The following is a 15,110-nucleotide window of genomic DNA, read 5'->3' as shown; positions in this document are numbered from 1 at the left end:
ATGAAGAAAATACTTGTGGCAGACGACGAAGACATTTTGCGCATCCTGATTGCCGATACGCTCGAAGACGATTTTTGGATCGAAGAAGCGGAAGACGGCAAAGAAGCGCTGCAAAAAATACGGGAGAATGCGTATGATTTGATCATCCTCGATTATATGATGCCTTACCTGACCGGCATGGAAGTGCTCGAGCAAGTCCGGAAAGAAGGGAACGGCACCCGTGTGCTGATGCTGACGGCAAAAGCGCAGGATGCAGACCGGGAGCAAGCGATCTTAAAAGGCGCGGATTATTTCATGTCCAAGCCGTTCAGTCCGATGGAACTCCTCGGACTGGTGGAGAAAATAGTAGCTTCCTAATAAAAACGAACAGGCCCGCAGCGGGCCTGTTCGTTTTTTCGTTGCAGCCATTTTCCAACGGGCTGTCATTTAATTGTCGCCGTCTAAAACCGGCTCTTTTTCAGGGTAAAAAATGATGCCTTCTTCGTGCTGGCCATCCATCAGGTCCTTCATCACTTTCGATAGATCGACCGGTGCATACGGTTTTGTCAGGTAATGGCTGATCTTCATGATTTTCTGCACGTCTTCCACCGGGTCCAACGCAGAGGAAATGACGATCGGAATATCTTTCGTCTCCGCACCTTTTTTCATCATGTCGACCAGGTCCCAGCCGCTCAATTCTTCGCCAAGGAGGATATCGACAACCGCCCCGACCAGCGGGGTGCGTTTCGCCTCTTTGAACGCTTCTTCCGGATTCGTGTGGTAAATCACTTTGAAGCCGTTCTGCTTCAATTCCTCCGACAGCAAGAGCGCCAAGCTCATATCGTCTTCGACGATCATCACCGGCGGATTCCCCTCCGCCCCTTCCTGAGTGGCGTATTCGACGGTCTCCGACATCAGCGGCAATTCAAAATGGATCGCCGTGCCCTGCCCTTCCTGCGACTCGATCCAGATCGCCCCGTCGTGCTTCAGGATGATTTCCTGGCAGATCGCAAGGCCAAGTCCCGTGCCGCCGATTTTCCGGCGCGAACTATTGTCGATGCGCTGGAATTTGGAGAACAGTTTCGGGATGTCCTCGGCCGGAATGCCGATGCCCTCGTCCTGGATCGACACATGCAGGTTTTTCGAGTCATTTCTCAGGGAAATCGTCACATTGCCGCCCTGTGGCGAAAACTTGATGGCGTTTCCGATCAAATTCATCAGCACCTGCGCCAGGCGCTCGCGGTCCCCTTCGACGATAACATCCGACGCATCATCGATAAAGACGATCGGGTGCGTCGTTTGCGTCCGGAACTTCTCCGCCGTCTCGATGATCATTTCGCTCATCGACAATCGGCCCATGCGGTAGACCTGGCTGCCGGACTCCATGCGCTGCAGATCCAAAAAGTCATTGATCAGATTGGTCAGGCGCCGCGCTTCTTTGTAGATCGTCTTCAGGTAGCGCTCCTGTTTTTCCGGTTTCAGCTGCTTGTTCAAGAGCAGTTCGGTAAATCCGAGAACGCTCGACAGCGGCGTCCGCAGTTCATGGCTCACGGTGCTGACAAGCTCGGATTTCATCTTGTCCACTTCGCGCTCCCGCGTGACGTCCCGGTGCACAAAAATCGTCCCCGTCTTCTCTTTGTCCACGACGACCGACGTGCTGTATACGTCAATCACGCGTTCATGCGGTTCTTTGACCGTGTACTGGAAGGCATTCGACGCCGACTCCTTCTCGTCGATGCATTTGTGCAAGAACGCCAGCATCGCTTCAGGCGCCGTTGTCTGTTCCGCCATGGCGCGCATCCAGACGCCCTGTTCGACATTCGCATCAAGCGGCACGTCGCCGCAGTCGAGCATCATGCACATCGTTTTGTTATGCTGCACCATATTGCCGTTCTTCGAAATGAACTGGATGCCTTCATTGATGTTGTTGATGATGCGTTCGTTAAGCGTCCGCTCGTGGATCGCGGCGTCGTATAATTGGATGCGGTCGATCGCCAGATGGATCCGCTTCAAGAGCCCGCTGATGTCCTGCTCTTCTTCTTTCGAGAACGTCCGGCCCACGCGGGACAAGCCAATCAGCGCAATGTTCTCCTGGGCTTCGTTTTTCACGGAAGCATAGAGATCGCTGATATAGACTTTCCCCATCGCGATGCCTTTTTCATGCTGCGCTTCCCGCTGCATCGTAAACGACTCACGGTCCTTCAGCCGCTCCGCCAGATACGGGGTCCGCTCGTCCCGGAATTGCAGGAACATGCCCTCTGTAAAGCCGTCCAACGCGAATTCCCCGGTCTTCGGCAGCCACAGCACGCCGCTGTCGATTTCATAGGTGTTCTTGAAATATTGGAGCGTCGCATTGGCCAATCTTTGCTTGTCCAATGTGAACGACAGGATATGGTTCAGCTCGTTGTACCGGATAAGGCGGTCTTTTGTCTTCTCGGTTTCTTCGAGCGATTCTTCCAGTTTCGTCTGCTGCGCCTGCAGCTCGCCTTTACTCAGCAGCAATGCCTGGTTCTGTGCCGTCAGCTCTTCCTGGTTCCCCTGGATGGTCCGGATCATGTTATGGAACGTCATCGAGAGAATGCCCAGTTCGTCCGACCGGTCAAGCGGCTTGTAGGCGACTTCCCCGCCGCTGACAAAGCCTTCGATCGATTTCCGCATGCCTTCGAGCGGCTTCACGATATCGTTCAGCGCCCGCACAATGATCAATGCAATCACGAGGAACAGCAGCAGGAACAGCAATGTCAGCACAAAGGAGAAATTCTCCGCATCCGTTAAAATATCCTCGTTCAATTGCTGCAAGTCCCTTTCAGAGGCCGTCTCGTACTCCGCCGCATAGGCGACGAATTCGTTCACCGCCGAGTTGGTGCCGTCACGCGAAAGCTGGCGCAGCCGCGCGTAATCCTCCGCCCGGACAGCTGCGATCGAATTCGGCAAGGTTTCACTTTCATATGTCTTAAGAAAAGCACTCAGATCCGCAACCGGCTCACGTTCCTCCGGGGTCAAAGACAGCTCTTCCATCTCCTCTATCGTATCCTTCAAATTTTGGAGTTCCGCATAGGCAAGCCCAAGCTCCCGCTCGTTCTGGAACGAATAAAAGCCCCGGATCCGGAAAAACAGCTGATCCAGCGAATTCGAAAGCTCCTTCAGCGTCTCCTGCTTTTCCATGAGTACGGTGTACTCCGCTGTTTGTTCCTCCTGCTGCTTGTTCATATAAAAATAAATGCCCGCGATCAATAACGAACAAACGAGCAACGAAGAAAAGGTCAATCTCAAATATTTATGCCTGATGCCTTTTTCCCTTGAATTGTGCATGCACGTGCCTCCTGGAGTGTGTTTACTGTGGTTCCTGTTTCGGAATTGTAATAAGTCTTATTGTAATGCAATTTCCATAAATATGCTTTTTATTTTTCGTTGATTGATGAGTTCGGCAGGAAAAGGGTGACGGCAAAAGAGATGTGAGAGAGACGGAAAAATTCCCATTAAAAAACACCGATTCTTTTCGAACCGGTGCTTTGCATTCAGTCAATTATCACTCTCTCTTTTCGGACCGCTCCACTTTGCTCGGCACCTTCAAGAAGACCAATAGATTTTCTGCTCATCCTCCCGCAGCTGCTCCAAACCTGCTTTTTGCAGCACGCGGATCGAAGCCCCGTTTTCAGGAGAACAAGTAGCGGTCACCTTTCGGACGCCCGGCTGAGCCAACCCCCATTGGACCATCGCGGTTGCCGCTTCTGATGCATAGCCATTGCCCTGGAAGCGCGGAAGGATGCTGTAGCCCAGATTGATTTCACCTTTGTCGTTCGGCCCGCCTTTATAGCCGATGTCGCCAATGACCGTTTTGGTCTCTTTATGGATAATCAGCCCTTCCCAGATGTTCTCTTCCGGGTGCTCGGTAAACCGTTCAATTTTGTAGGGGAAGAACTGCTTGTAGACATCCATTGGATATTCAGCAGGCACTTGGTAAGGCACCATCTTGGCTAGCTGTTTCGGTCCTTCCAGCAGCGCCTTGATCATTTCGAGCTCGAATGTGGTGATTTTTAATCTGTCTATTGAAATTTGAGGCATTTTTTCTTCCCCCATTTAATATTTTTACTATTTCCATTTTCAACTTTAGAAATTTACAATCATTGAAACGAGTCATTCGAAATGTATATTAATTCTATGACTACTTTGACCCTATCTTTTTAATATTATTTTTTCTTGTATAATTATTAATGTTACAGCTACTTATAAAAGAATAGATTCAACCATTTTCCAATCTCATTAAAAGAAAAGGGATGATAAATTGAGGAATTCTAATAATTGGCTCGAAGGGATAATAACTTCTTTAAATTCACTTGGTGGAAAAGGATCTTTAGAAGAAATTTATGAGAAAGTCCTAACACAAAATAATATCGATTTTAACGCTTACATTGATTGGAAATCACAAGTTAGAAAAAACTTATACTTACACTCTAGTGATTGCGATATATTTAAAGGAGTAACTGGTGATGAAACCGATCTTTTTTATTCTATAGAAGGTAAAGGAAAGGGCATTTGGGGGATTAGAAACTTTAATAGTTAAAAAAAGAGGAATTAGCTTTGGATGCTAATTCCTCTTTTTTATTACACTCATGAAAATGAACAAACGCAAGGTACGGTTTCATCAGGAATTTTCAAGAAATTCTCTACACCTTCTCGTTCCATCCGCTCTCGGTATTCACGTAATGTATAAGGCCCGCCATCTTTTTTAAGAATAGAAACGTTTTTTTCAAAATCCTTACGGAAGTTCTCTTCCATTTCTTCTTGCAAGGCATAACGCTCTGGCCATACTTTATAAAGTTGCGCATAGTGCTGAAAACCTCCACGTACACAGCGGCCACCGCAGTTTGCATGTGAGAATCCCATTGCATACATTCTTGGAAGCTTAATTCCCCACTCATCTTCAATAATAGACTTTACATCGATATCTTCTCGGAATGTTTCTATCATTGGAAACCGTGTTTCAATCGGCTCTAATGGACGGTGAGCATAAAACTCACTCAAGTTGTCAGAGCGATGTGTTTCATGTGGCCCGATTCCAAAATAAAGGACGGGCTCAAGATTATGAATATCTCTTAGTTCTTCTAAAAACACGATTGTTTGTTGCACTTTTAGCTCTTCTGAACATTTTGCCAAGCGAGAATTTCCAAGGAACCGATAGTCATAAAATACTTCTTCAGGAGTTCTTCCATCTACTCTTTCAGTAATTTCGACCCCAATATACTCTGCAACTTCATACATGAAACGGTAATTATCTTCATCTTCCCAAAGGGTATTTGTAAAGAATAATATACAGTTCTCTTTCCCATGTGCTTGTACCATTTGATAAGCAACATATGCACTTGAAGCACCGCCGCTATACATTGCTACGTGCACTTTTTTTCTTTCCAAAATAACCCCTCCTATTACTCTATATACTCATCTAGTAATTTAAACACAAGATATTCTATTTCTTCCCTCGGGACGCTTCTACCAGCGTTATTGATAATCCGGTTTACATTTTCGTAAACTGTCTTTGCTTTATTTGACAGTTCCACTTTCTTGATCGACTTCTGCGAAGCGCCATAACCCAATAGAATTGTGTCACTATCATCGGAAGACATTTCCATGTCCCTATAATCATTTTGCATCTGCCGTTCAAATAAATCAAATGTTGTGTCTGACCAATTCTCTAGTTCTACCCCAGTATAACTGAGCGCAAAGTCTCTTATGAAATTATTAGCCTCTGTATCAATAGACTTGAGCAATCTATTTCTTTTTCCAAGGCTTGCAGAAAAATCATAGCGTTTTTCTGCCAACTCTTTTTCTGAAGATACTCCGAAGGTTTCAAATATCTTGCCAACCACGTCGTTCTCGAATTGAGCGAAGTGTGCTTCCAGATCCGTCTTCATCTCGATTAGCACACTAGTTTCTGAAAACTTCTCCTTTAGCATTTCTAGACTGATAATCGGATTAACTTCAATTTTTCGAACCAAATTTTTGAACTCAAGCAAGTCATTATTCATTTTCTCAGTAGTCTGGGTGTGTCGTGGCAACTGCCTCAACCAGTTCAATATTCCGCTGCTTGCTTTAATGACTATGGTCTGTTCCTGTACATATTCGCTTTCAAAAGACTGGAATGCCTTCTGTACGCCTTTTACGAAACCTAAGAATTCTGCAGAGTAATCATTGAACACAAATTGATATTCTGCTGGTTCATTAAACATTCCATATAATTTGTCGGCATCTACCGCTGTAACATACATACCGTTTCTGTAGAACATTAATTGTTCCCACACGTCTCTTAATAGTCCTGCAAATAACAAGGGAATCAATGGCTTTCGAATGCCAAAAGGAGAAGATGTAAAAATATTCTCCAGCTCAAGTACAGACCCTTCTTTATTCATATGAATAAAGCTAAGCAACGATTCTCTGAGCTTTCTATAAGGAGCATAGGAAACTTGATCCAATTGACTAATATCCAGATTATGATTTTTGAATACAGTAGCATAAATCAAGTAATCCGGTCCTTGACCTTCAATTCCTAACCTCTCAAAATTAGGGGTTTTTATAACATTATTCAATACTGTATGGATTGCTTTTGTTTGCATGCCATTAAGATTTCTTCTATTAATGGAATCATTCCTAATTTCAGGAGTATCCGGATACATACTATACATTACTTCACTTATTTTATTCTCTAACTGAACCTGATGGTTAACGCTGAGTCGTTCACCTTGATGGAACCATCTTACATTTTCTTGGAAATTCTCAAAATCCTGAAGAAATTCTCTGATTTCAAATTGTGTTTCAGCTAACAAAACACTTATTTCTTCTTCTAAGCGATTATTTTCCGAGAGTAGTTTTTTGTTTGAATGGATAGATTGTAACCCAATCAGTCTATCCAACAAATTCCGAATAGATTTGAACTCTCTATCCGTAACTGCAAATACTAAGCGGTTGTCTCTAATAGAAGCAGTAGCAGCAATAGATTTTGAGTAAGAAATTTCATCAGATGGAATCACATAATAAATATAACCATCTGCATCAAATTCAATTTTTTCAAAAAAACCATCTTCTATTAATTGTTCTGATGTCAAAAGATTAACTTGCATAAACCGGGTAATATTGAGCTCATCATTATAATCAGTAGCAAGATAAAATTTCTTTTCAAGAAGTTGTTTTAAAGACTCTAAACGAAGTTCATTGTTTACTTTCAGTAGATTTCTTTCTTCATCTAACAATTCATCCACCAAGACAGAACTGCCTTCATTCAATTCCCATTGCCCCAAAATCCGATTAAACCGAAGCATCTTCTGCTGAACTAATTCGTTCAAATTTGCCCTTACCTCTTCTAAAGCTTGCCCTGTTCCAAACTTCAATAATTCATCATTTAACTTCACGACATTAGTTGCACTAGACAAGTCCCATAAGGTAATTATTTTTAATAGATCCAGTTGACCTTTATTCTGTTTTGTCACTCTTATTTTATTAGTAATTTTAGCAAAGGTCTTTAAAGACCTGAAAGACTCATCCCCCAAAAATTCATTCATTGAGTTTTGGAAGAAATAATCAAAAAGCATGTGAGGGTAGTACATTCCATCATTTTTTTTTGCAACAAAATTTGTCAATCCACCTGTTTCTTCACTTTCCAGAAAAGTAAACAACGTCCGCTCGTTTTGACCAAATACATTAGATAGTCTCGGAAGCAGAAACAATGCTAGCGGGTTTAAAGGATAAGATCCTTCTACGATCAGTTTTTCTGTTTCCTGATGATTCAATTCATTAAACAAGTTATATTTCTTTAAAATCCACTTGGAATCCGCTGATTCAAGATTAAGTACCATCAATTCTTCTTGTAAATTTTTTGTGTATTCTTGCGCAATACGATAAAAAGTAGCCTTATCACTTTCTACAAAGTAAGTTTTAAACCGCTTTTCTATCCGTTGAAATTCTGCTTTAAATTCCTCATTATGCCCTAACATATATTGAGACATGTTTTTATGAGATATAAGTAGAAGCTGGAGAGTGTTGTCACTTCTTCCGGCGACTTCTGCCAAATCCTGCAAATCTTGCATGGTCTTATAAATTTGAGACATTTCCAGTGACTGAAGAAAACGACCAAATTCATCGTAAGCAATGAATATATTAATGTTTTTTTCTTTTAACTGGTCAATCACATGAGTGATTTTCTCAACGAAATTTGCTTCATGATCAACCTGAAATTTAGCACCTGCACTTAAGATAGAATATTCTTCTATAAACCACTTTATTTCTTCTGGATTATTGTCATGAAGTTCTTTCTTCCATTGGATTAATGTATAATCACGACTCTTTAGAGACTTTTTAAAAAGGGCGAGAGTTTTAGGGAACGTAGTTTCCCAGGTTTCTATTACACTGTGAATCTCTTCAATTTCTCCAGGAACATCAATTTGAAAACCAGCATTTTTTACTGACTTAACAATAGAATTTATTATCGTCCTGCTAAATGGACCTTCATTTCCTGAAAGGACTACAGGGATAAATGATTTATTCGATTGTTTAGCTTCGTATAGCTTCTCGAAAATTTCTTGATCAACATCTTTAAACTTATCTATTAACTTGTTAAAATCTGAGTCGTTAATACTTCTAGAAAAAATATCAGCAACTATAGTAGCTGCTAATGACTTTCCACTGCCATAGGGACCTATCATAATATGAGCATTATTTTTGCTCTGACTTAAAAATCCCCCAATAATCCCTTTTAAAAATTCTGCATGAGATGGAGTAGGTAAGTAGCGTTGGACAAATTCCTTATTCCCAATGTCAAACTTCAAATTGATACTGGTAGTAAATGCTTTTTTACTTTGAGTAATCATAAATTTTTTCTACCTTTCGCTCATGCTCATAATAAATGAATTCTTCCGGCGAAACTTCAGGAAGTCGAAGTGTATCTAGATTATTAGTTCTTGTAAATACTGCTGGATACTCTGGATGTTCTGTCCACTCACTAATTAAGTTCACTATCGATGATCTTTTCATATTAAATAGTTTTCCTAATAACTCTTCTTTATGTACTAAATCATCGATACTGATAGCACCTAAATTTCTTCCTTGCATATATTTAAGTATTGTATAGCTTATTAACAACAAGTTGCTTTTATCCATTTTCGCTTCTTTTTTATAAATAATTCCATTACGTTCTTCCAATAAGTTCAACTTATATAATGGGCTTAATATTACTTCCTCCGGATCCGCAGAACTTCCGCCACTTGTGTAAATCTTAATTAAGCAATCAATATCTCGTTTTAAAGAATTTTCGGAAACTACGCGTTTTTCACGTTTCTGAACCCAATTAGTAAGTTCAGATAGAACATCCTCTCTAGTAAAAGCAGTTTCTGTATATACATTAAAAAACCAAAACCAAGTGGTGCTGATATCCCTATTCGTAACTAACGAATGATGCAACAATCCTGCAGTATTAAAATATTTAATAGCGCGATCTTTTTCCTTGATGAATCTACCTAAAGAAGTGATTTGATGATATTTTTTATTATTATCTCGGACTTCCTCAAATAATTTTGTTGCTATTATCCAATACTTCAACGATTGAACCATATTCTTCCCTAATCCCATTTTTTCAAATGCATCTTTTTCAAAGAAAAAGGAATTATTTACCTCAACGTTCTTAATAGCTTTACTTAGCCATCTATCACGTAAGTAAAAACTTTGATGTTGACTATAACCCATTTACCTTACCTTCTTTCATTGGAGTTATCCTCCAGTAAAAATCTTATTAAAGAAAAAAGACATCAAGTCTTTTTTCTTTGCTTTTAAGTAGACGCCTATTAACTTTCATTTAATTAAATATTTGTTTGACAAAAAGCTTTAACTGCTTATTTTTTAAATACCTTATTAATTTTACCACGTTAGAACAAAATTGATTTCACTAATTACTAAAATTTGTTCCTTTTAAAATTTAATTTTTAAATTTCCTTAAAGCGATATATATATCTAAAGATTATATTTTCTTGAAATTTTTCATAAATTTATTATGGAGAAACTTCTATAACTTCTTTCATTTTTTCTAAAGCAACTTCTTGTTGTTCTTTTGTTAAGCCAAAGAATAAACCAATTACTGCATCTACACTTAATTCGCTTAATCTGCCTTGAATTTTTTGATCTATTTTTTTAACTTCTTGAATTAAATCATCTGTTAGGTATAGAGGAATTACATTTGTATGCTGCAACCATGTTGAACATTGCTTAACATCCCAAGTATTTAAATCATTTTCATCAATGATATACTTCACTTTCCACTTCTCTGCTTGCGCGTCTAAACTCATTATTAAACTGTTTTTATAATTCTCTAAAACAACAGAAAAATCAATTTCAGATTCAATGTTTAACCATTTGCTTTCTAAAGCTCCAATTTCCATTAAAAGAGCCTCGCGATTCTCTTTAATTCCCTGAAGTATCTGGATATCATTTAAAAAGTTTTGCAAATTGTTTGCTGCTTCTTCTATTCCCTCTCGATCTTCTTCTCTTATTTCTTTATTTAATATTTGTTTTACTCTGATAAAGAAATTTTCACACTCATTTACTGTGGATAAGTCGTAAATAGCATCATAAATTTCTCCAACTTCTGCATTTAATTTTTTAAGGCAATCGTCCGTTTTTTGCAAAACACCTTCTATGATTTGATGCAATTCATGTTTAGTTTTATTGTCGACTTTGCTTTTGTTTACAAATTCGATATTTTTCGAGCCCTCTTCTTTAATTTGCACTAACCTTTGGTATCCAAGAGAAATAGAAGGAGCATTCTTTCGAGCAAATTGATTAATAGTATCTTCAATTTCTCTAGTTTTAAGACCCTCATTTAAATTATCCAGTATTGCATTTTTCCGACTCTTTAGTTGGCGTGCTTCTGATAAATAATCATATTTATTCAAGGAATCAATAATTTTTTCTACCCACTTATCGAAACCGCTAGCTTGGCCAAGACTTTGGCACTTTAATTCTTTAACGTAAATAGGAAATGTTTCTTTAATATAGTTATGGCATCGCGCTTCAATCTTTCTTGCCTCTTCTATTTGTTCAATGTTGTATACATATTTCTCTGAATCTTCTACTTGTCCATTCATATTCTCTACAGTGTCTAATATTTCGAACAATAATTTGAAGTCGTCTGTTTTTCTAGTTGCTTCACCTATATCGGCACGAATTTTACCAAATTTGCGGATTGAATTATTGTAAAGTCGTTTCCCCTCCTTTAAAAGATACTCAAGATGTGCCACTTTATCTTCTAGATCTGCAGGTACGTCTTCTTCTTTTTTTAATTTTTCATATTCGTCGAAAAGTTGATTTGCTATTATTACATCATTATTTTGATTTACTTTTTTAAATAACGTTAGATAACGGCTAGCAGACTCTTCCGGATTAATGCGTAATACAATGGTTGAAAATAAGGATTTGAAATCTACATTCTTATCTAAGAAAACTACTTTACTCCACTCTTCTAACCTTAGGCGCGAATCGTCCACACTTAAGCGCGTTTCTGATTTACGCTGCACTAAATATACTGCTACAAGTAGCGCTAATGCATAATCATTTATTCCAAATGGCGGAACTTGATATCGATCAAAAATGTTTTGAATATCCATTTTCCCTTCTTTTTCAATGATTTCATCCCATTCATTAAAAATGTATAAAACACGAGGATTAGTAGGAGAAATCATCTTATAATCTCCATTGAAAACACCCCACGAACCAGCTTTCTTCTCAAAAAGCAGATCCTCAACGCGATTCCTAATTTCTGTAGTTTCTGAATGAATCAGTTGAAATGTAGCTTCCGATAACACCAAACGCCCAATACGGGTCAAATGTTTTTTCCCTTTCGATAAATTCTTTTGAGCAAATTCAGTAAAAGGGAAGGGAATAACTCTGCTATACAACTCCATGAAAAGTTGTTCCATATACTTACTTGGCCTTACATTGATTTTTTCAATTCCACTAGCCTTTAATACTAACCTTTTTGTCGCAAGATCATTGAAGGAGTCGGCTAAAACGTTACTGACTTTCAATCTAAAATCTGTAATAAACCGACTATACTTTTCTTTTTCTGGTGCAGTGAATAAATTAGTGACTTGATATTCTTGAATGGCTTCATAGAATTTATTATCTTTATCATCTAGAATACAAAAAGCTATAGGAGCTTCATTAAAATTTTCTTTCTTTAAGATAGTTTTAACATTATTTAATTTCTCTTCGCTAATATCAGAAGGAAGGTAAATCCATACTAAACGCCCTTTCGGAGTGTCCGGTCCTACTGATTCTTTCCACTCTTGTTTTAGTTGAGCTAAAAATCTTAAATTCATATCTTTAACATGAACAATTTTTTGAGTAAATTGCCACTCTGTTGTTTTAATAAAATGATGTCCACCAAATGCTGTTTCTTGTTTATCAAGAGGTAAGATATCGTCCAAAGCATTGTCAAATACTAAAGATAGATCTAATTCCAACTTACTTTTCTTCTTGTTTACTAGTCGTTTAAAATCATTAATTCCAATTGCATCAGCAACAAAGTCGTAAACGTTTGCACTTTCATCAAAACTAATTACACCAAAGTTCCCTTCTAACTGCTCAACTGCTGTCTCTACTTCTTTTATCGAGAGGTTCGATGCATAAGCTAACGCTTTTTTAGCATCCACTGCATTTCGAGTCTTAAAACGACCGATACGTAGTATTAAATTCGCTGCAAGTACTTCTCTTTGACGCTCATCAAACTTATCGTCATATTTGGATAAAACCTGATTATATAATATTGCATATTCGCTTTGCTTGCGCCCCTCTTGTTCGGCAGCAAGAAGCTCTTTGAAAAATTCTGTACGTATTATTCGAGTCGCCGGCACAATTACCAAGTCCCCGAACTCTCTCAGCTCTCTTTCTCCTTCGAATTCAATCTGCCGCTCTAGAAAAGTCAGCGAAGAGCGTTGTTGCAACCAGGAGGAAAGATTAGAAAGCATCCAAGAAGTCATTGGATGTAAAGGATAAATTCCTTCTAATACAACTTTTTTAAAGTGTTCAAAATCCCCCCATACACTTGAGCTTTCAGCTTGAGGAGCCCATGCTAGGAAATCTTCATGGTATGAACGCCAGTCATTTATTTGATTATCTATTTTATCAACCACTAACTCTTTAAAAGCGGTTTGGTTTTTACGTTCAATTAAATTAGCAAAAATAGTTTCCAGGTTTGAAGACAAATGAACTTTTTCACTTGCTTCGTATCTACCTATATAGCGATTAATATTAGCAGTTCTATCTACTCGAGTGAGGTAGGACTTTAAATCAGACTGAATAAAACCTACAAAGATAATTTTATCGTCACTATCTTGAACCGCTTCATAAATCTGCTGTAATGCTGAATCTCCTGCTCGAGTTGGATAAGATGATGCAAACTCAATATACCGTCCAAATTCATCAAAAAACACAACCACTTTATTAAACTGTGCTCTTTCACCACATAAAGCATCGGCTATTTTAGTTAATACATCGCCCGCTGAGACACCCTCGTCCCATCTTATATATGTACCGTTTATGTCAAAATAAACTTTATTAACAACTTCAAAAACATTAGATTCTTGCAAAATATTCTCCATTAAATATTCTTTTAACACATTAAGAGGCATTTTATTTAATAATTCTTCACTATATTTCTCATACAAATTCGCATAGTTCTCGAAAGTATTAGAAACAAAATTACGAGCTATATCATAAGATTTAGTTAAATCCTTAAGGAAATCTCCATTTACCCCATTGATTTCTAAGGTTTTTTGAGTCGTATTTAATATTTCATAATTTAAATTAAAGTCTTTCATACCATTCAATACCAACACTAAATTCGGTTTTAATATATATGCTGAAATTTCTTTAGAAATTTTCGAATCTACACTCCGCAAATTAGAGAGGACGTTTTTCTGACCTTGGGTATTTCCACTAAACAGGCTTGCAAGTGTCACAGCTAAATGGGATTTACCTGTCCCATAGGGAGCAATTGTCATAAAGAAATTTGATAAAGGACTTTCATCATATAATTTATTAGCCAGAATATTAGTGAAAGTTGCGGTATCTACTAAGCGGTGAGATTTAAATGCGATATCATTTTCTGCTACTCCGAAATATTCAGGTCCATGGAACACAAAACTTTTCGCTATTTCATTTTGTTTCTCTTCGTTATAAAACCAATCCACTTGGACTGCTCCATTAAAGTATAATTCCTTTTTAAACCTTAAAATATCCTTTAATTGATGCATAGTACACCTTCTTCGCTTAGATTAAAAAGTTATATAGTTTACTTAAACAATAATCAGAAGAAACTTGCTTAATAATAGTAATTGGAGACAATTGTCTATTAACGACGATCACTCCCTGATCCTGCAGGAGTTCTAATACCTCCATCACAGTATGTTCATTCCAAACAAATGGATTTCCAAAACCTAAAGTATCGGTAAGTTCTGTAAAAGTTATTTCGGATTGTGTGGGCAAATGTATTTCCCAATTTTTTAAAAGAAAATAGGCATAAACAAACCGATAAACCCTATTTATAGGATGAGCTGAAATAATAAACTCATCATTTTCTATAGATAAAAAATTTAAACTTGCAAATGACCTTTCAGCAGTATAAAAAGATCTCAATGGAGACAAGTTAACTTTTGAGCTATCAAACTCCCGAGTAACTGCATTAGAGAAACTATTTTGCGAAAATGCATCTCCGCTGACAGGAATATACTGGTTAAACAAATATGACCATAATAAAGTAGGAGCATATTTGTTAGACATTTCGTAATGGCAAATAATTTTCGATAAATCCTCAGTCAAAAATGGATCCTCTTGATAAATAACATCTCCTAAAGCTGTCAATGATAGGGAATACTTGTTATCTTTTTTGTCGAAATCAACTAACCCCATGGCCTTTGAATAATAAATATGCGGTACTACTTTACCTGACTTTTCTCCAGTTGGAATCATTGTGAGTGAAGAAAGTTCTTCTTTTGAAAGATATTCATGATTAGAAGAAGCTACTCGCAACAATTGTGCGAGCGCTTCTGTTTCAGGTGCAAATGTTTGATGGAAATTTAACTGATATTTCATTT

At 38.3% G+C, this 15,110-nt stretch carries 9 protein-coding genes; 2 read left to right on the top strand and 7 right to left on the bottom strand.

The window, feature by feature from the left end; genetic code table 11:
• Positions 1-357 (top strand): response regulator transcription factor, encoded by a 357-nt coding sequence (locus ACFSDB_RS01040; protein ID WP_204891495.1) that lies wholly within the window; start codon positions 1-3, stop codon positions 355-357.
• Between the two features lie 69 nt (positions 358-426).
• Here the strand turns inward: ACFSDB_RS01040 and ACFSDB_RS01035 are convergent, their stop codons facing one another.
• Positions 427-3,291, bottom strand: a complete 2,865-nt coding sequence (locus ACFSDB_RS01035) for an ATP-binding response regulator (RefSeq protein ID WP_204891496.1) — start codon at positions 3,289-3,291, stop codon at positions 427-429.
• A 258-nt stretch (positions 3,292-3,549) separates the two neighbouring features.
• Entirely contained in the window at positions 3,550-4,044 is a 495-nt protein-coding gene (locus ACFSDB_RS01030) for a GNAT family N-acetyltransferase (RefSeq protein ID WP_204891497.1), read from the bottom strand.
• A gap of 220 nt (positions 4,045-4,264) precedes the next feature.
• Here ACFSDB_RS01030 and ACFSDB_RS01025 point away from each other — a divergent pair, with 220 nt between their 5' ends.
• Entirely contained in the window at positions 4,265-4,543 is a 279-nt protein-coding gene (locus ACFSDB_RS01025; protein WP_204891498.1) for a hypothetical protein, read from the top strand.
• Between the two features lie 47 nt (positions 4,544-4,590).
• On the opposite strand, the gene ACFSDB_RS01020 is transcribed toward ACFSDB_RS01025, so the two are convergent.
• The 5 genes from ACFSDB_RS01020 to ACFSDB_RS01000 form a co-directional block, all read right to left on the bottom strand.
• Positions 4,591-5,391, bottom strand: coding sequence for a hypothetical protein (locus tag ACFSDB_RS01020; protein ID WP_377338797.1), 801 nt, complete (start codon positions 5,389-5,391; stop codon positions 4,591-4,593).
• 14 nt (positions 5,392-5,405) lie between these two features.
• Positions 5,406-8,837, bottom strand: coding sequence for a hypothetical protein (locus ACFSDB_RS01015; protein ID WP_204891499.1), 3,432 nt, complete (start codon positions 8,835-8,837; stop codon positions 5,406-5,408).
• Positions 8,821-9,708, bottom strand: coding sequence for a DUF4007 family protein (locus ACFSDB_RS01010; RefSeq protein WP_204891500.1), 888 nt, complete (start codon positions 9,706-9,708; stop codon positions 8,821-8,823). The genes ACFSDB_RS01015 and ACFSDB_RS01010 overlap by 17 nt, the downstream gene beginning before the upstream one ends.
• A 302-nt stretch (positions 9,709-10,010) precedes the next feature.
• Positions 10,011-14,270, bottom strand: a complete 4,260-nt coding sequence (locus ACFSDB_RS01005) for a hypothetical protein (RefSeq protein ID WP_204891501.1) — start codon at positions 14,268-14,270, stop codon at positions 10,011-10,013.
• Positions 14,271-14,286: 16 nt separating this feature from the next.
• Complete coding sequence (locus ACFSDB_RS01000) at positions 14,287-15,108, bottom strand: DUF4007 family protein (RefSeq protein ID WP_204891502.1); 822 nt, start codon at positions 15,106-15,108, stop codon at positions 14,287-14,289.
• Positions 15,109-15,110 lie beyond the last annotated feature (2 nt).

The organism is Planococcus chinensis, assembly GCF_042681545.1.
GTDB lineage: Bacteria > Bacillota > Bacilli > Bacillales_A > Planococcaceae > Planococcus > Planococcus chinensis.
The sequence above is the reverse complement of the archived record's forward strand: the minus strand, read 5'-3'. Positions and strand labels throughout refer to the sequence as shown.